Here is a 17,227-nt window from a genome sequence, read left to right on the forward strand (position 1 = left end):
GTTAATCAATCCTTAAGCTTAATTGTTTTACACTGATGAAAAGGCAAGAGGAGATTAACATGTCAAACAAAAAACTCACTGAACGTTTGAACTATGAACTTGATGAACTAGGTGTTCCAGCCTTAATGACAGAGCGGGTTCAAGTATGTACTAAATTGTTTGAATTACCTAAATATAAAATAGAAGCGCTGTTATATGGAGTTGTTGCTCTAGATACTCCTTCTATGCATAAAATTGCCGATGAGCTCGAGGTAAGTTTTGATTGGCTGTTCGGTCAAGCAAAGGAAAAAACACAACACTGATTAATGAAATCCCGTATACAAACATATACGGGATTTCATTTTCACCTTTCTCCAACATCTTGTCAGACAGTTCTGGTTTGACCGCTATGTTTTGTCATACTAATCTGTAATTAACTAGGGTATTCAAGGTATACCATGACATGGAGTCGTTTCTTTAGTAGAGTACTTTACCCACATAATGAATCATTCAAAACTAAATTTCTTTTGATTGTTTTGATTGGGCTTTTGTTATCCTATGCTACTACAGTCAGGGCTTTGAATGTAGAACTGAGAGAAACAAGTCCGGTATCACCTGCACTATTACATCAAGACGAAGCGCTGTATATTCTAATTCATTATCAAAGTGAACAGCCGTTACGTTTCCAGGCTATGGGAATATATAACGGACAGGAAATAAAGGCCAATATCCGTATGAATCCGTCACCAGCCTATCCTGCAGGTGAAGATCAAGCGATTGCCTGGGTGTCTTATTACAAAGAAACCCAGATTGATTCCGTAAAGGTCTCGGTTTATGATGCAAATTGGCAGCTGTTAGAAACCCAATCCATACCACTTTCAGCAACCTGGCAAAAGGATAATAATAGTTTATCGAATCCAAAGGCTTCATGGGTAAACGAGCTGAATCGGCAGCAGCAAGCCAGAGTGAAACCTAAACAATCCCTTTCAACTTGGGATATTTTATTCGTACAACTACTCTGTTTTTCGATACCCATATACTGGATTTTGCAGCTCAGATTGTTATGGAAATGGACTGGTAGATGGCGAAGATTTGCTTGCATTCCTTTGTTCATTAGTCTGCCTTTACTTGTTTATACAGTTTTTGCATTATTTTTAGGCTCCAATCTGTGGCCTTTGTTGATGATTTTTATTACACCTTTTACTTTATTAATGCTGTTAATCATTATGAGTTTTAAAAGAATGAGATCTAGTACTTGATCGCAGCTCCTATCCCTCATTCCAGAATTGCTCTAAATTATCAGGTTCCGATAAGATAGGTTAATTTAGCGACCCTAACAGCTAGGAAAGCGGTACTGCCCATTTACCTTAATTCTTCTAAGTAAAACCCACCATTGTATAAAAGTACCTAGATTTTAAAATGAATCATCCTGGGGGGATCTTCTTTGTTGTGCTTAAAACATAGTTATCATTAAAATTTTTTCCAACAAAAGACATTGCTTTGAACTCGCAGCATTAAGGAATATGACAAGGTCAGAAAAAATAAAAAGAACTGTAAAATGGTTTAATGAACGCAAGGTCTTGGATTTATTCAATGCGAAGAACAGGAGTATTTTTTACATTTAGCTCCATTCAAGAAACTGTTTTTAAGACACTTCGACGAGACGCGGTAGTCTTTAAACAAGGAGAGGACAGAAGGGGCTTTTAGCGGATGAAGTACAAGTTGTTTAGTTTTATTTGTCCTACCCTACAGTAAGATTAGATAAGTTAATGAAACCCACATAGAAATTCCGCGGGCCAGAGGTCTGCAGAACTTCTTGTTCAATCCACATTCCTTTTATTTGATGTTATTAAACAGAACAGTGGCTCATATGACCCGTCGGTCTACGCCTCCATTTCTTCTGGCAAATCCGCATCAACCTTTGCTGAAAATTCGTTTTTTATTGCATATTTTTTTAAAAGATAAACCACGATTCCATCAATTTGATTTTCTTTTTCTTCAAACGTTTCTATGTTTTTATTATCCATAATGACTCCATTCTTTAGGTTACTTCGATGCATTAATCGAGATACAGCCAACTAAGCTATTATGAAACATTGTATTATACTGGTATATCAGTAAGTCTGTTTGATTATCAATAAAAAAACGATTTAAAAATCATTCTATCGTTTTTATTTTTTGGAATAAAGTATTATTGAGCTTCTTATCAACAATTGTTGCCATTTTAAGTGCTATCTACTTTTTTTAACATCCTTGATCGTACTGATGAAATTAAGGAAAACACGTATAGTGCAAATTAGAAAAAGAGGACCTAGGTATTAAATTATCAAAATTAAAGATGTTTACAAAGTTTCCTCTTCCTAGAGATGCAATTTTTATGATTTAGTAGTTTATTTAAGTTTTTGCAATGGTTGTTTTCATATACATTCCGGCCTCAAAATGACCGGGAATATTACAGGAGAAAACCACTTCATGTTTTGAGTTGGATTGAAACTTCCAAGTCAATTTTTTGGTTTCCCCGGGATTAATTGTAATGGTATTGCCATCTTCATGAACCATTCCTGGCATAGACTGCATCATTTTCTGGTGTTCTTTTTGTTCTGCTTCATCACCTATAGAAAATTCATGAGCTACCTTACCTATATTTGTGACTTCAAATGTGATGATCTCACCCTCATGAAGTTCGGGTTTTTCTGAAAAAGTAAAGCGCATATCATCTGAGGCAGTTACCTTTATTATTTTGGTAGTGTTTGTTGCGGCTACAGGATTTCCTATGGAGCTTGTTTCATGATGAGCATGAGCAAAGGAGGTATTTATATAAATTCCCGCGAGAAGACTCGTTAACGTAATGTTTCTTGCCAATGTTGCTCTCATATAAAGGTCCTATTTTAATCAATAAATGTCGAAATAAATCTATTGTGATAATTTAAAGTTGATAGTGTATCATCATTGATCAGCAACAGCATCCCATTACACAAAGAGAATGCTATTTTGGTAACGTAAAAACAAACCAAGCGCCTTTTCCATTATGAGCTTTTAAAGAAAGTTTCCCTTGATGGGCCTCAATGAGGTTTTTGCAAATATTAAGACCTAAGCCGTTCCCTTGATTTTTGGTGGTAAAGAAAGAGTTAAAAATTTTCTCCACATGTTCGGGAATGATACCTTTCCCATTATCACGGAAATGAACTTCAATATGTTTCTCTTCATTTTTTGTTTGTATGGTGAGTTCAGGAGTATGGTTTTTGAGTTCTTGCATCGCTTCCATGCTATTGCGGGTTAAATTTATAATGATTTGCATTATTTGAATTTTATCTATATGAACTTGAGGGAGATTTTCATCTAATTGTAAATTGATTTTTAATTTTGAATTGCTTAATTCATAATCTAGAAAAATCATTGTGTCCTTAATTAATGAATTCAAATCCGCTAATTCCAGTAAATATACATCTTGATAAATAAAGCTTTTCAAACGTTTCATTACTTCACTAGCATGTTTGGCTTGTGTAATTATTTTATTCATTAAGGATAATAAATTAGCGTTTAATTTATTTTCTTCGACTAGTTTTTTAATTTTCAAGAGACACATTTGGCTATACAGAAAAATCGCCGTTAAAGGTTGATTCATTTCATGAGCTAATGCCGATGCCATTCCTTCCATGGTATTTAAGCGAATTGAATCAACTAATTTGGCCTGTTCTTTCATTTTTAATTTTTTTTGTAAAAAAATATCGGTCAAATCTTTAATAAGCAGAATAATTTCGGTTTTTTGAGAAAAGTGGTTATGGATTGGATTAAAATTTAATTCAATGCAAAAATTAGTTTCAGGTGTTTCACCCGTATTTTCAATTAAAATACATGTTCCAATCCCTAATAAAGCTTGTTGACAAGCATGAATAAATTGCTGCTTATATTCTGAAAAGGTAGAAATAAGCGTAAAGAAATTCATTCCCCGCTCAATTTCAATTGCAAAAATTTTAGAAAAATATTCAGTAAAAGATGGAGTAATTATTTTAAAATAAAATTCATTATCTAAAGTAGCAATTGCATCTGAAACATTTTTCAATAAATTAGTAATTGTCTCTATTGATTGGTTTAATTGAGTTTGTTGTGATTCTAATTGGCGTATATAAGTAATATCTCTCAGGAGCAGTAGGATTAATTTATCCTTGGTAAAGAAACATTCGATATTTATATATTTACGTTTTCCTCCTTTTTGTAATAATTCCAACTCACAAACTTGCTTAACATTGTTTCTAATGAGATCTTTAATGCACTTTTTTAAAGTATCTTCTTGAAGATGATTTACAAAATTTAAAAAATTCTTGTTAATTAATTGGTTACGGTCGTATTCGAGTAAAAGAGCACCTTGAAAATTTACAGCATGAATTAAAAAATTCTCATCGATCGTAAAAAATGCTGAAGAATTAAAATCATAAAATTCATTAATTTGAACTTTTAATTCTTCTATTTCACAATGGAGAGAACTTATTTCTTGCTCTTTTTCATTTAACTTATTTCTTTTAAATAACAAACGGTCTTGCAAATTTTTAATTTCTTTTTGAATTTGGAATGATGACTCTTCGATAATCTTTGAATCCATTTTATAAGTTCCTTAAACAAATATAGGGTAATCCTTAATTCACCGAATGTATTACTTAATTTTTTTTTTCTTATAAATCCTTTAGTTTTGAATTTGAAAAACAATTTGCTGCTTATTGTATTGTAATGTTCTTTATTGTTTTTTCGGATTTAAAGTTTTTTCCGTTCGTATCCACTCTATAAACTAATAGCGACTTATTTCTCTAAAAGAATGGAACAAGTCGCATATACGCTCAAAGTAAAATTAAACCTAAGTTTAAAATTCCAATTCATAAATGCTTAATACATTGATCGATCCATTCATCAAAATATTTTAATTTGAATTACAAGATTTTTTTAAGAGCATGAAATAAATCATTAAGTTCAAAAGGTTTGGGTAAAAAAATTTCATACGGCATTTTTTCCATTTTTTCCAAATTGGTTTTAGCGGAAGTTATAATTGTTGGGATATGTCTTATCCGCTGAGATATCTTTTTTTTCTCTCGGAATTCAAAGCCATCGAGAACAGGCATCATCAAATCTAAAAAAATTGCCATGGGCAAAGAACCATTATCCAGTAAATTTAATGCTTCTTGGCCATTTTGCACAGTCACTGTTTCATATCCCGCATATTCCAAAGCCCAAACCAAAGCCTCTCGGACTGCAGTATTATCTTCGACTAATAAAATAAATTGCTCTTTTTTTAGTTGCATAAATTTGATAATTGTAAGTTAAAAAATGCATTGCTGCTCAATCTTTCATACACTGATGTATCTCACAAAAATTATTTATACGTCAATTGATGCAAAGGTTGGGATCGATAATTTTTGTGTGTATCAGATTAATTTTTATAAGCTCTGCTAAAGATTTTACCCCCATTTTTCTCATCACATTTGCACGATGAACTTCTACTGTTGATATGGATATATCAAGTTCATAAGCAATTTGTTTGTTGAGCTTCCCTTCAACAACCAGCTCCATAACTTCTTTTTCACGTTTGGTTAAGCTTTGCATACGCTCATCAATATTAGATTGGGATGGGTTATTGCTTTTAATTTTTTTAAGACATTTTTGGGTGATTTCAAGTAAATGCTGATGATTAACTGGTTTTAGAATGAAGTCTTCTGCCCCTGCTTTCATAGCACGGATCGCCATAGAGATATCCCCATAACCTGTAATGATGATTACTGGTAGCTGAGCATGTGAAGAGTTCAAATGCTCTAGCAATTCCAAACCACTCATTATGGGCATTCGCACATCGATGATTAAACACCCAGGTTGATGGGTATAACTGGAAAGAAAATCTTTAGCATTTTTATAAGTTTGCACGGGAAGGTTGATAGATTCAAATAACCATTGAAATGATTTGCATATCTCAGGATCATCATCTACAACAAAAACTGTCGAATTAGTAGGCATATCCATTTACCTTAATTAACTATGATAAGTTGAAAAACAATACTATCAGCAAATAATTCCGCTGATAAACTACTCTTTTCCAGATTAAGAAAAGAACGACAATAAGCAAGGTCACTTTCAAAGTCTTCTTTTCGAATTAAAAAATAACTTTTTATTATGATTTTTGCTGTGTTTTGGTCCTTGATTGTTTGAATTTCTATTTTTGCCTGAGAAATTTTATTTTGTTCTATAGCATGAATACACTTTGTTAATAAACGAAATAAAATCTGTTTAACCTGAAATGGATTAATACGTAAGTTGGGAAAATTTGTTTCGAAATTCAAGATTAAATTTAATTTGTGATGTTCTATTTCATAGGAATAAAGTGAAATAATCTCTAGAATCATGCTCTGCAGATTGACAGGCTCTATTAATTGATCTTGAGCAGATAACTCTTTCATGAATTCAATTTTATTTTTTAATAACTCAGTATGTTCATTAATTTTTTGCAAAACTTCAATCATTTGCTTTGGATGTAAGTCGTTTTTTTGTAGTCTAAGTTCGCAACCGCCGAGATAGGCTTTAATTGCTGTTAGAGGTTGATTTAAATCATGAATTAGGTTTAAAAGCTTTTCCATTTGTGAATTTCTTGAATTGGGGGTTTTCATGTTTTACTCCCAACGAAAAGCAAAATTTTTTAGTTTTTTTGTTTCGACATGTATTAGGAAAAACCCTAATCTACCTATCATTTCTTACACAAAGAAAAATTCATATTAATCTATATGGTGGGTGTAGTTTATTCTGGTTAACCATTAGAACATACAGGGTTATCTTAGTTATGAAGTACCATAGATGCAAGCTTGGGATAAAAAAAGGTACGTTTTATTGCTTAGGACTGCATTTGACAAAGCTGGTGGATGTACCACAATTATAGATTATATGGAGGTGTATCATGAGCAAAGTAACCCAATTTAAGAAAGGAACTCCCAGCAAAAGTTCCAGTACCAGTAAAGGATCTTCAATTCAAATTAATCGTTCACAAAATCCATTTTTAAATCTTCAAAATGAAGTGGATCGATTATTTAGCGATTTTAATGAATTTTTTTCTCCATCCCGATTTAATTGGGGGAAGTTTGAAAAATTAGATCTTGCCCCTTCAATGGACATTGTGGAAGACAAGGAGCATTTTTGTGTTCAATTAGAAATGCCTGGTATGGATGAAAAAGATATTAAGGTAGCTATTACTGACAACGTGCTCACTATTAGTGGCGAAAAATCCAGTTCGAAAAAAAATGAAGGTAAAAAATATCTTTCCAGAGAAATTAGCTTTGGTCGATATGAACGCTCTATCTCTTTACCTTCAACTGTTGATGTAGCTAAAGCGAAGGCAACTTTTAAAAAGGGAATGCTCTGGGTGGATTTACCTAAAAAAATGGAATCTAGAACAGGTTCCCACGATATAAAAATTGAACAAGCAAAATAGTTTTGTAATTACTATATAGTTAGGCTATTGGGCAACCCCTATTGCTGCGGTTGCTCAGGCTTTTATCCAAAAAATACGAACTAGAACATACAAAATTGTCATGCCGAGAATAGGAATAACAAGAAAGGCAAGAAAGTTGTAAAATCCTATTCTATTTTCCGCTGAGGCATTATAAAACTCTTTAAATTTCTTCCAAACAGACTTCACGCAAAGGCTCCAATTCTTAATTAAGATTATAGATTCTAGTATATACGATTCCTATAGGTCTTATTAGCGACTTGTTATTTCTTCTAGTTCGATAATCTTAAATTTAAAGAAATGAATATTCTATCCTAGCAACTCGTTGAAAAAAGTTTATCTCTCTATTGTTTATAGTTTAATATTCGAATTCAGAAACAAGCATTAGGATGTAAGATGTTAATTTTTAGCACCACGTTATTTAATCATAAATTGAAGTTTACTCCATTATCTGAATGTATGGATCATTTGTCGTTGGCTGCAGCTTGGGCTGAGGGTGAATGGGGATATATTCGGAATAAAGGTGTTGAATACCGTAAGAATCTTCTTAATGGCTTGAAGGATTATGTGTATGTAGGAACATTGGGCGATGAGCCTGTCGCGCTTTTTGCTATTTTTCCCAAAGAAATGGCTGCTGAGTTTAGCAATAAAAAATTTAAAGCGCCTGCTGTGAGTGAGTTAATGTATGTTTATGTGGACAAACCCTATCGCGGTTTAGGTTTAGGTAGGCAAATAATTGAGAAAGCGAAGCAAATAGCAAAAGCACAAGAGGCGGAATTCATCATGCTTGATACTTTAAAACCTTCATTAAATCGGTTTTATGGAAATGGTAAGGAACATTCCAAGACTCAAATTATTGCAGAAAATCAATTGTTTTCTCACCCTACCGATGTACTGGTAATTAAATTGTAGTAGCAAAATTTGTTCATTAATCATCCTACATGCCTCATTTCCTGATATAATAATTGCTTTAATTTGAACTATTTACATAGTGAGTATTAATTGATTACCCATCGCATGGAGCTTCGTTCCTATCATACTGAAAGTTGTAGTCATTCTCATGATTTTGCACAATGGATTCTTCCTCTTTCCGGTTCTATGGAGTTAGAAGCGGGTCATTACTCAGGGGTTGTAAAGGAGCATATTGGAGTATTCATCGCACCTAATGAAAGGCATTGTTTTGCTGGGAGTATGGAAAATCTTTTTTTAGTGATTGATGTGCCTACTGAAAATCATCTTTTCGAAGAGGGTAGATCGCATGCCTTTGATTTAACAACCAATATTAAAAAACTCATCACCTTTACACATCACTACTTGGCAGATCATGAAGGAGATATTTTTGCTGATTCTTTGATTAATCAATTAATTATTCATTTTGCCACTAAATCGTGTACACCTGAATTGGATCCCGTTGCGATTAAGGCAAAAAACTGGATTGATTTGAATTTTCCCCATGCAGTTAATGTAAGTAAAGTGGCACAATATTGCTATCTCAGCATCAGTCAACTGCAACGGCGATTCAAACTTGCTCTAGGTTGTAGTGTGGCAGAGTACTGGCGCTTTAAAAAATTGCATCATGCTCAGCAATTACTTGCTTCACAAGATCGCTCTATTGAAGCCATCGCTCTTGCAGTAGGTTATGAAAATTTGTCTGCGTTCAGTCGACGCTTCAGTAAAGTATTTGGTGAATCGCCTTCTCAATGGAGAACAAAAGCGTTATCAGCACATAAAATGCGTGAAATGGATAACTCATACTGAGTTCAAACTTGATAAACTATGAATTCGTTCTCATTTTATTCAATGAAGTAATTTATTATGAACAAATCCAATGCTTCTTTTTTCAAGGGTATGTTTTTCCTTATTTTGGCGCAAATTATGGTGGGTATAAATATTGTTTTTTCCAAGTATGTCCTCTCTTCGATTCCCGTGGTATTTATATTAACACTCCGCTTTACTCTGGCTGCGCTCATTTTATTGCCTTTGCATTGGTTTACAGCCGCGAAAAACAAACCGGTTAGGTTTTATTTTTCTCAGTTGAAGTTAAGAGATTGGTATTTTATTGGGGCTCAGGCAATTTCCGCTGGAATATTGTTTAATTTCCTTATCTTATGGGGATTAAATTATACCGATGCTAATGTGGCAGGTATTATTACCAGTGCCTTGCCAGCCATCATCGCGATCATGTCTTGGCTTATTCTGGGTGAAAAAATTTCAGGGAAAAAAACTATTTGTGTAGGATTTGCCACACTGGGATTAATAATTATTGCTTACAATAAGCTGGCTGGAATTGAAGCGAACCATTCTTTTTTTGGAGATGCACTTGTTTTAATTTCTCTTTTGCCCGAAGCGACCTATTATATTTTAAGCAGAATACATGCTAATTCTCTGCCAGTGTTTCTGATTTCTTCTTTACTCAATGCTATGAATGCCCTTTTATTAATACTTTGTTTAAGTTTTAGTTCTTGGAGTGACTTAACGATCCATCCAATAGATTGGCTTATTCTAATCATTTTAGGTTTAAGCTCTGGCCTTTTTTATGTTTTTTGGAATTTTGGATGTCAGAAAGTAGATGGTGTGATGGCCTCATTATCTACCGCGGTGATGCCCTTGGCTACCGTACTTATTGCCTGGATGTTGCTTGGTGAACGTTTGACTACTGGACAATCTATAGGGATGGGAATGGTAATTCTGTCTATAGCCGTATATGCAAAGCGCTAATATACATAATAGAGCTCTGCGGTGTTCATTTACTTCAGGTAGACGGTGTTTCCGTAACCGACATGCCTTGCACCAAAAACTGCAGGTTACAGAAGAGTTCCAATGTTGATGCTTTAGGCAAGAAAGTTGATTTACTTTGCAACATCTCCTCAAGCCACGTTATGATTTACTATACCCATTTTAAGTTTAATTATTATGCCTCACTTGATTTTGGAATTAAGCAGTAATATTAAGACTCGGCCTTTAAATCAGTTATTTGATAAGTTACATCATTTGCTTGCAGAAAAACTTCCTACTCAATTATCAAATTGTAGGAGCAGATGTATGGTGCATCCGTTATTTTTTATTGGAGATCAAAGAATTGAAAATGCATTTGTACATTTAACTCTGAAAATACTCCCTGGGAGAGAAGATGCTAAGAAAAAAAACCTAGCTAAAGAGATTTTTGATTCATTAAAGGATTTTTTCAGATCGGAAGAAAATCAATTAAATATCATGTTTTCAGTAGAAATATTAGACTTGGATGGCCATTATTTTAAAGGTTAAGGTATTTTTCTCCTGGACTAGGGTTTTACTAATTCAGGTCCTTCTCAAGTTATAAAACAGGATTCTAATGATTGCGAAAAAAAAATGGGAACATTTTTCTCATGAATCAGATATCGGGGTAAGAGGATATGGTTCTACTTTATCTGCGGCGTTTGCTATGGGAGCTTTAGCTTTGACCAATGTGATTACAAACGCCCAATCGGTCCAACCCAATAAGACATTGCATATAACGTGTGAGGCACCAAGCCAGGAAATTTTATTTGTCGACTGGTTAAATGCCATCATTTATAACATGGCTGTTCATAACATGCTTTTTAGCCAGTTCGAGGTTTCCATCAAGGATTTGCAGTTAACTGCTATAATTGCAGGAGAACCCGTGGATATCAAGCGACATCAACCCGCAGTAGAAGTCAAGGGTGCTACGTTCACCGAATTAAAAGTGTTCCACGACAATAAGTCTTGGATCGCACAATGTGTTGTTGATGTATAAGACTTAAATTTATTTCAATAGGCTCTTAGGAATTAAGGTAGGGAACCAATGGATCTAAATCTGTTAGAAAAAATAAGTGATGTTGAATGGCGAATTCCCAAACATGGGAAGATGCGCGTTCCTGGGATTATTTTTGCTTCAGAAGAGTTGATCCTTAATATGGATATGAAAGTCCATGAACAAGTCAGTAACGTAGCAACTTTGCCAGGCATTGTTCGTGGTTCCTATGCTATGCCTGATGCACATTGGGGGTATGGATTCCCAATTGGAGGTGTTGCTGCATTTGATCCGGATAATGACGGTGTGGTTTCTGCTGGGGGTGTGGGTTTTGATATTTCTTGTGGGGTACGACTTTTATCTACAGGTCTTAAACGGGAAGAATTTGATCCTTATAAGGAACAATTGGCAGATTCACTCTTTGCTCATATCCCGGCAGGCGTAGGAAGTAAAAGCCGGATTAATCTAACAATGAAGCAAATGGATGATATGCTGCGTGGTGGGGCTGTTTGGGCTGTCAAGCAAGGATATGGTGAACGTGAAGATTTGGAACGAATCGAAGATAATGGTCGAGTAGCAGGGGCGTTACCTGAACATGTTTCAGAACAAGCCAAAAAACGACAAAAAAATGAAATGGGTACTTTAGGTTCAGGCAACCATTATTTAGAAATTCAAGAAGTACGAACTGTATATTGTGAAAAAACCGCTGCTGCATTTGGTTTAGCTCAAGGAGACGTAGTAGTGAGTATTCATTGCGGTTCTCGCGGATTAGGTCATCAAATTGGAACCGATTTTCTGCGTTCCATGTTAATTCATGCACAGCAATATGGTATTCAACTTATTGATCGAGAATTAGCCTGCGCGCCTATTCGTTCCCCGATGGGTGAACGTTATTTAGGCGCGATGCGTTCAGCAATTAATTGTGCCCTGGCAAATCGAGAAATTATTACTCATTTTATGCGTGAGGTTTTTCAGAATGAGATACCAGGAACGCAAATCAAACTTATCTATGATGTATCCCATAACACCTGTAAGGAGGAAACGCATGAGGTAGATGGTAAGACCATGCGTTTATTTGTCCATCGCAAAGGAGCCACTCGAGCTTTTGGTCCTGGAAATCCTCAATTAACCCAAGCTTTAAGCCATGTAGGCCAACCGGTAATTATTGGGGGCAGCATGGGTACCTCATCGTATGTTCTTGTGGGAACAGCAAGTGCCGAACTTAAATCTTTTGGCTCTGCTTGTCATGGTGCAGGACGTGCCATGAGTCGACATCAAGCCACCAAGCAATGGAGGGGTAGTGAAATCATTGATCGATTAGCACAACAAGGCATTCTAATTCGCAGTAGTTCCTATCGGGGCGTAGCAGAGGAGGCTCCGGAGGCCTACAAGAATGTTGATTTCGTTGTTGATTCGGCCCAAGAATCCGGACTAACCAAAAAGGTCGCCAAGCTTATACCTATTGTTTGTATTAAAGGATAGTCTAACCCTTCATAATCGTTCACACCCCATCCACTGAAATTTTAATTTGCTACAAAGTTTTTTGCGCCAGCAAAAGACCAAAGAGACCCTGAATTGGCTTGCCTGATTCATCAAGCTTATGTAGTTTCCCGATGGTTTCTCTATATTCTAAAATGGACCAGCCGCAGTCTTGATAATCATGATAAAGTTCTTCGGGGTCGGCCAAGTAAGTAAAGAATGAGGGTAATTCAAATTGCTCTGACCGAATCGGGAAAACCAGAAAATGAAATCCTTGCATTACGGTGGCATCTCGTAATTCATGCAAAAGAGATGGAATTCGTTCCGCATTTAAAAATTGTAGGGATACGGTTGCAATGACTAAATCATAAGCTTCTTTTTCAAGATTTAATGGATGGTGGAGATCATGCACTACAGGATTAAGTGTGGCTATTTTTTCATCATGAGCGATCTTACGAATGTTTTCTATAGCCGCTTCATTATGATCCATTCCAGTTACCGTATGCCCCTTAAGTGCTAAGAAAAGAGGGTTTCTTCCTGAACCACAACCTACATCAAGAATCTTTAATTTGTTTTGGTGCTGGAAGTAGGTGGTATAAACATAATATAAATCAGAATGCACATTACCTAATTTGTATTTTTTATCAAAATAGCGATGGGGTTTACAATAAAAGTCTAAAGAGGCATTAAAAACCGGACTGATGGGTATTATCTTGTGCCAAGAAGCAGGGGGGATTATGATTTGTGCGTTTTTTTCATTTAGGCATTGGCGAGACAATTCGTTTCCATGTCCGTCTAAGAAAACAAAATCAATTTCCCCAGCGTGAACTTGTAGTTTACCCCAGGTTCCTTCTTTGGTACTGTGCTTCTCTAGGAAGAATTTGAGCTTCCCATCATGGGTTATATGGAGTTGTTTATAGCAAATAAGATCATCATAAAAAGCAGCCATGCATTCCTCTCTAAAATATGTTGAGTACAGATCCTCTAGTGGAAATTATAGCTTTATTTGCCTAGTGTATTAAAAGGATTAATGAATATTTTCAACGAAAGAGCAGGTTTGGGCATGAGCACCTCTTTGATTTTACATCCTGTTGCGCCTTTTAGATTGGATTATACTGTTTTTGCTTTACGCAGAAGAAGTAAAAACAATGTGGATCTATGGGATGGGCAACATTACACAAGACTGTTAGTCATGGACAACATGCCTGTCAAAGTGGTTGTTACACAAGAACTCAATGAGGCGCAACTATTACTCACTATTGAGAGCGAATACCCCGAGTTATTTTTAAACCGCATTGGTAATGAACTGGAGAAGCTTCTGGGGCTAAAATGCAATTTAAATCATTTTTATCAAATCACGCAACAAGATGCTCAATTACAACCTGTTGTTTGCCAATTTAAAGGTCTTAAACCCCCCCGATTTCCTTCCATTTTTGAAGCACTGGTTAATGCGATTTCCTGTCAACAAATATCTCTAGACGCTGGATTGCATATTCAAAATCGATTGACCGAGTTCTTAAGTATAAGACTACAGGAAAAAGAGCGAGTCCTTTATGCATTTCCAAGACCGGATGCAGTGGCAAATTGCACCGTTTCTGAACTTAAAAAAATAGGCTATAGCACTCATAAAAGTGAAACTCTAATTCAAATCGCAGCGGCCATTGTTGACGATCAATCAAGTTTTAGTTCTTTGGAAAATAAATCAAATGATGAGGTCCTTAGCTTTTTATGTCGTTTTAAAGGAATAGGACGTTGGACGGCTGAATATGTTTTATTACGCGGTTTGGGACGAACCGATATTTTTCCTGGTGATGATGTGGGTGCACAAAATAATTTATATCAAATGTTACATCTTGATAAGAAGCCAGATTATAAAAAAATAGCGGAAATCACTGCGAAATGGTATCCCTATGCAGGGCTTGTTTATTTTCATTTATTATTAAAAAAACTGGATGAAAAAAGGGTACTAAAATAATCTTCGGTTTATAAAATCAATCCACTGAAAGCCTTTGTTTTATGATAAATTTTGTATAAAATTATCAGCTTAGCTCGGGATAGGCTGTATACTGCTGCTTATTTCGGTTTCTGCGGTGTTCAACTTAGGTGAACTTCGCTCTTTTAAAACAAAGAAGCACTAGAGCAAAACTTTATGGTAGGAAATGAGCTCTATATTCACATAAGGAATGTGTCGAATGGATTATCTATCCTCAAATTCAATCGCTGAACCCATCAACTCGGATAAAGTCTCAAACGTATTAAAATGGGTTCTTTTAATTACGGCCATTATTTGCTTTATCATATTAATTTGGGGAACCTATAAAACCTATCAACTTGCCCCTCCTTTACCGCAGCAATTTCAATCCCCTTCGGGACAGGTCGTCATGACTGCAGAGGATATAGTCGCGGGTAAAGCAGGTTTTCAACGTGCAGACCTTATGGATTATGGAAGTCTTTATGGAATGGGTTCTTATTTTGGCGAGGATTATACGGCAAAATATTTAGTAAGCCTGGGACGAATTACAGAGGATAAAATAGCACAACAACGTTTTGGCAAACCTTTTATGAATCTGGCTGAAGGGGAACAATACGTCGTTCGCCAAGCAATGCAACGCGATTTACAACAGACAGATTTGAGCCAACCAATCAGTATGTTGTCGCAGCCAGTAGCTGATGCGATAGTGCAATTGCGGAATCAAATTTCACAAACCCTACTTAATCATGATCCAGAAACCGGTTGGACCAAAGCGTACAGCTTGAATCAGCAAACTGCCCTGCAGACGGCTGATTTTCTAATTTATTCTTCCCTTACTACAATTGCTCATAGACCAGGACAAAACAGTTCTTATACCAATAATTGGCCCTATGAACCTACAATGGGTAACACACCCACACCCAATACTTTCTTCTGGACCTGGGTATCATTTTGTTTCGTATTTTTGGGGTTTGGCGCAGTACTTTATATTTATCATCGCTTTTTGAGTGGGCCTGATGACGCATTCAAAACACCTATATTTTGGGGATTTGAGCCCTTAACGCCGAGTCAGCGCAAGGTGGGGCAGTATTTTGTAATTGTGGCACTGGTTTTGCTGATTCAAATCGCTGTAGGTGTAATTATGGCGCACTATTATGCAGAACGTACGGGTTTTTATGGAATAAATATCAATGATTTTTTACCTTTTAATTTCTTGCGTGATGTACACATCCAGACACCGATTGTTTGGATCGCTCTTTCATGGGTGAGCGCGGCAGTTTTTATGGCACCGCTTATCAGTAAAAAAGAAGCGAAAAGACAAGGTCTGCTAGTCGACCTTCTCTTTTGGGTCACCCTTTTTATTGTGGGCGGTGCAATCATTGGTAATTACTTGGGAATTATGGGATATGTGAATGAATCTTGGTTTTGGATAGGTAATCAGGGATTATCCTATCTGCAGCTCGGTCGATTATGGCAAATTGGATTCTGTTTAGGGCTTTTCTTGTGGAGTTTTATCGTGTTCCGAGGTATGTGGCCTACGTGGAATGGCTTAAAAACTGCTACGGTTGAGTTTTGGACCGGTCGTATTCGTTTAGAGCATCTTTTTTGGGCAAGCACGATAAATGTGGCTGTATTGTATTGTTTTGGCATGATTCCTTTAACCGGAATTGAAAAATCGTTCACAATCACGGACTTCTGGCGTTGGTGGGTGGTTCACCTCTGGGTGGAGCAGTCTTTTGAGTTTTTTGCAGCGTGTGCTACGGCTTATCTTTTAATGGGAACAGGGCTTGTATCTCGTGCTTTAGCGGAACGAACAATGTATTTTGAAACCATTTTAATATTCTTAGGCGGTATTATTGGCACAGGTCATCACTGGTATTGGACTGGCACTCCGGATCTGTGGGTGCCATTAGGAACAATGTTTTCCTTTATTGAAGTATTGCCTTTGGTTCTTCTTATCATTGATTCCATTGAACATCGTCAATTAATTAAACGAGAACGTGCGTTTACCTATAATCTGGCCTATGTCTATATCTTGGGGGCCTCTTTTTGGAATTTTGTGGGCGCAGGAGTATTTGGTGGCGGTACGCTGAATGCCCCACTTGTAAATTATTATGAGCATGGAACTTTTCTTACTTTAAACCATGCCCATACGGCACTATTCGGGGCATTTGGTTTGCTGGGTCTTGGTTTAATTTATTTTTGTTTACGTTATGCCGCAGGAGATCGCTACCCATGGAGTGATCGTTTAGGAATCTGGGCTTTTTGGTTATATAACCTGGGGCTTGTTTTATGGATTGTTTTGAATTTCTTTCCTATTGGGTGGGCGCAGTTGATGGATGTGTATGAGCATGGTTTTGCTCATTCACGAAGCCTTGAATTTTATAATACAACCTTATTATGGCAATGGTTACGCTTTCCTGGAGATGTTGTATTTGCTTTAGGCGCATTATTGATGGCCTATGATTTTATCAAAAAGCTGCGTCCATTTTTTCCACGTTGGGTAGGAGCGAAGACTTTAGAACAACAACCTGTTGAGGATTTGAGAGCAATGTAAATTTAAGGGAGG

At 36.1% G+C, this 17,227-nt stretch carries 18 protein-coding genes; 11 read left to right on the forward strand and 7 right to left on the reverse strand.

Features of this window, described 5'->3' with window-relative positions:
* Positions 1-59: 59 nt before the first annotated feature.
* Together HBNCFIEN_RS04030 and HBNCFIEN_RS04035 are read left to right on the forward strand one after the other, a co-directional pair.
* Positions 60-302, forward strand: coding sequence for a hypothetical protein (locus HBNCFIEN_RS04030; RefSeq protein WP_182392802.1), 243 nt, complete (start codon positions 60-62; stop codon positions 300-302).
* 135 nt (positions 303-437) lie between these two features.
* Positions 438-1,238, forward strand: coding sequence for a hypothetical protein (locus tag HBNCFIEN_RS04035; RefSeq protein WP_255464333.1), 801 nt, complete (start codon positions 438-440; stop codon positions 1,236-1,238).
* 624 nt (positions 1,239-1,862) lie between these two features.
* On the opposite strand, the gene HBNCFIEN_RS04040 is transcribed toward HBNCFIEN_RS04035, so the two are convergent.
* The 6 genes from HBNCFIEN_RS04040 to HBNCFIEN_RS04065 all read right to left on the reverse strand — a co-directional run bounded on the left by HBNCFIEN_RS04040 (position 1,863) and on the right by HBNCFIEN_RS04065 (position 6,623).
* The gene (locus HBNCFIEN_RS04040) at positions 1,863-2,006 is read right to left on the reverse strand and encodes a hypothetical protein (protein WP_182392803.1); all 144 of its coding nucleotides are present in this window, start codon (positions 2,004-2,006) and stop codon (positions 1,863-1,865) included.
* A gap of 367 nt (positions 2,007-2,373) precedes the next feature.
* A complete protein-coding gene (locus HBNCFIEN_RS04045) occupies positions 2,374-2,853 on the reverse strand; it encodes a hypothetical protein (protein ID WP_182392804.1) in 480 nt (159 codons plus the stop codon).
* A gap of 112 nt (positions 2,854-2,965) precedes the next feature.
* Positions 2,966-4,579 carry an ATP-binding protein gene (locus HBNCFIEN_RS04050; protein ID WP_182392805.1) on the reverse strand — a complete coding sequence of 538 codons (1,614 nt, stop codon included), beginning with the start codon at positions 4,577-4,579 and terminating at the stop codon, positions 2,966-2,968.
* 322 nt (positions 4,580-4,901) lie between these two features.
* Entirely contained in the window at positions 4,902-5,270 is a 369-nt protein-coding gene (locus HBNCFIEN_RS04055; RefSeq protein ID WP_182392806.1) for a response regulator, read from the reverse strand.
* 82 nt (positions 5,271-5,352) lie between these two features.
* Complete coding sequence (locus HBNCFIEN_RS04060; RefSeq protein WP_182392807.1) at positions 5,353-5,976, reverse strand: response regulator transcription factor; 624 nt, start codon at positions 5,974-5,976, stop codon at positions 5,353-5,355.
* An 11-nt stretch (positions 5,977-5,987) separates the two neighbouring features.
* A complete protein-coding gene (locus tag HBNCFIEN_RS04065) occupies positions 5,988-6,623 on the reverse strand; it encodes a HAMP domain-containing histidine kinase (RefSeq protein ID WP_182392808.1) in 636 nt (211 codons plus the stop codon).
* 284 nt (positions 6,624-6,907) lie between these two features.
* On the opposite strand from HBNCFIEN_RS04065, the gene HBNCFIEN_RS04070 reads away from it, so the two are divergent.
* The 7 genes from HBNCFIEN_RS04070 (at position 6,908) to HBNCFIEN_RS04100 (ending at position 12,689) form a co-directional block, all read left to right on the forward strand.
* Positions 6,908-7,438 (forward strand): Hsp20/alpha crystallin family protein, encoded by a 531-nt coding sequence (locus tag HBNCFIEN_RS04070; RefSeq protein ID WP_182392809.1) that lies wholly within the window; start codon positions 6,908-6,910, stop codon positions 7,436-7,438.
* A gap of 414 nt (positions 7,439-7,852) precedes the next feature.
* Entirely contained in the window at positions 7,853-8,368 is a 516-nt protein-coding gene (locus HBNCFIEN_RS04075; protein ID WP_182392810.1) for a GNAT family N-acetyltransferase, read from the forward strand.
* A gap of 105 nt (positions 8,369-8,473) precedes the next feature.
* Positions 8,474-9,214, forward strand: coding sequence for an AraC family transcriptional regulator (locus HBNCFIEN_RS04080; protein ID WP_182393600.1), 741 nt, complete (start codon positions 8,474-8,476; stop codon positions 9,212-9,214).
* A 57-nt stretch (positions 9,215-9,271) separates the two neighbouring features.
* On the forward strand, positions 9,272-10,174 hold the full coding sequence (locus tag HBNCFIEN_RS04085; RefSeq protein ID WP_182392811.1) for a DMT family transporter: 903 nt from the start codon (positions 9,272-9,274) through the stop codon (positions 10,172-10,174).
* 195 nt (positions 10,175-10,369) lie between these two features.
* Entirely contained in the window at positions 10,370-10,720 is a 351-nt protein-coding gene (locus HBNCFIEN_RS04090) for a 5-carboxymethyl-2-hydroxymuconate Delta-isomerase (protein ID WP_182392812.1), read from the forward strand.
* 67 nt (positions 10,721-10,787) lie between these two features.
* On the forward strand, positions 10,788-11,210 hold the full coding sequence (locus HBNCFIEN_RS04095) for an archease (RefSeq protein WP_182392813.1): 423 nt from the start codon (positions 10,788-10,790) through the stop codon (positions 11,208-11,210).
* Positions 11,211-11,258: 48 nt separating this feature from the next.
* Positions 11,259-12,689 carry an RtcB family protein gene (locus HBNCFIEN_RS04100; RefSeq protein ID WP_182392814.1) on the forward strand — a complete coding sequence of 477 codons (1,431 nt, stop codon included), beginning with the start codon at positions 11,259-11,261 and terminating at the stop codon, positions 12,687-12,689.
* Positions 12,690-12,738: 49 nt separating this feature from the next.
* On the opposite strand, the gene tehB is transcribed toward HBNCFIEN_RS04100, so the two are convergent.
* Positions 12,739-13,635 carry an SAM-dependent methyltransferase TehB gene (tehB, locus tag HBNCFIEN_RS04105; RefSeq protein ID WP_182392815.1) on the reverse strand — a complete coding sequence of 299 codons (897 nt, stop codon included), beginning with the start codon at positions 13,633-13,635 and terminating at the stop codon, positions 12,739-12,741.
* Between the two features lie 81 nt (positions 13,636-13,716).
* On the opposite strand from tehB, the gene HBNCFIEN_RS04110 reads away from it, so the two are divergent.
* Both HBNCFIEN_RS04110 and HBNCFIEN_RS04115 read left to right on the forward strand, forming a co-directional pair.
* A complete protein-coding gene (locus HBNCFIEN_RS04110; RefSeq protein ID WP_255464335.1) occupies positions 13,717-14,661 on the forward strand; it encodes a DNA-3-methyladenine glycosylase in 945 nt (314 codons plus the stop codon).
* A 217-nt stretch (positions 14,662-14,878) separates the two neighbouring features.
* Complete coding sequence (locus HBNCFIEN_RS04115; RefSeq protein ID WP_182392816.1) at positions 14,879-17,215, forward strand: nitric-oxide reductase large subunit; 2,337 nt, start codon at positions 14,879-14,881, stop codon at positions 17,213-17,215.
* Positions 17,216-17,227: the final 12 nt, after the last annotated feature.

It is taken from the genome of Legionella sp. PC997 (assembly GCF_014109825.1).
Classification (GTDB): domain Bacteria; phylum Pseudomonadota; class Gammaproteobacteria; order Legionellales; family Legionellaceae; genus Legionella.

Coding starts and splice junctions, on each gene's coding strand:
- HBNCFIEN_RS04110 (WP_255464335.1), top strand. CDS start 13,717: ATGAATATTTTCAACGAAAGAGCAGGTTTGGGCATGAGCACCTCTTTG.
- HBNCFIEN_RS04030 (WP_182392802.1), top strand. CDS start 60: ATGTCAAACAAAAAACTCACTGAACGTTTGAACTATGAACTTGATGAA.
- HBNCFIEN_RS04070 (WP_182392809.1), top strand. CDS start 6,908: ATGAGCAAAGTAACCCAATTTAAGAAAGGAACTCCCAGCAAAAGTTCC.
- HBNCFIEN_RS04035 (WP_255464333.1), top strand. CDS start 438: ATGACATGGAGTCGTTTCTTTAGTAGAGTACTTTACCCACATAATGAA.
- HBNCFIEN_RS04115 (WP_182392816.1), top strand. CDS start 14,879: ATGGATTATCTATCCTCAAATTCAATCGCTGAACCCATCAACTCGGAT.
- HBNCFIEN_RS04085 (WP_182392811.1), top strand. CDS start 9,272: ATGAACAAATCCAATGCTTCTTTTTTCAAGGGTATGTTTTTCCTTATT.
- HBNCFIEN_RS04060 (WP_182392807.1), bottom strand. CDS start 5,976: ATGCCTACTAATTCGACAGTTTTTGTTGTAGATGATGATCCTGAGATA.
- HBNCFIEN_RS04100 (WP_182392814.1), top strand. CDS start 11,259: ATGGATCTAAATCTGTTAGAAAAAATAAGTGATGTTGAATGGCGAATT.
- HBNCFIEN_RS04090 (WP_182392812.1), top strand. CDS start 10,370: ATGCCTCACTTGATTTTGGAATTAAGCAGTAATATTAAGACTCGGCCT.
- HBNCFIEN_RS04055 (WP_182392806.1), bottom strand. CDS start 5,270: ATGCAACTAAAAAAAGAGCAATTTATTTTATTAGTCGAAGATAATACT.
- HBNCFIEN_RS04065 (WP_182392808.1), bottom strand. CDS start 6,623: ATGAAAACCCCCAATTCAAGAAATTCACAAATGGAAAAGCTTTTAAAC.
- HBNCFIEN_RS04050 (WP_182392805.1), bottom strand. CDS start 4,579: ATGGATTCAAAGATTATCGAAGAGTCATCATTCCAAATTCAAAAAGAA.
- HBNCFIEN_RS04045 (WP_182392804.1), bottom strand. CDS start 2,853: ATGAGAGCAACATTGGCAAGAAACATTACGTTAACGAGTCTTCTCGCG.
- HBNCFIEN_RS04075 (WP_182392810.1), top strand. CDS start 7,853: ATGTTAATTTTTAGCACCACGTTATTTAATCATAAATTGAAGTTTACT.
- HBNCFIEN_RS04095 (WP_182392813.1), top strand. CDS start 10,788: ATGATTGCGAAAAAAAAATGGGAACATTTTTCTCATGAATCAGATATC.
- HBNCFIEN_RS04040 (WP_182392803.1), bottom strand. CDS start 2,006: ATGGATAATAAAAACATAGAAACGTTTGAAGAAAAAGAAAATCAAATT.
- HBNCFIEN_RS04080 (WP_182393600.1), top strand. CDS start 8,474: ATGGAGCTTCGTTCCTATCATACTGAAAGTTGTAGTCATTCTCATGAT.
- tehB (WP_182392815.1), bottom strand. CDS start 13,635: ATGGCTGCTTTTTATGATGATCTTATTTGCTATAAACAACTCCATATA.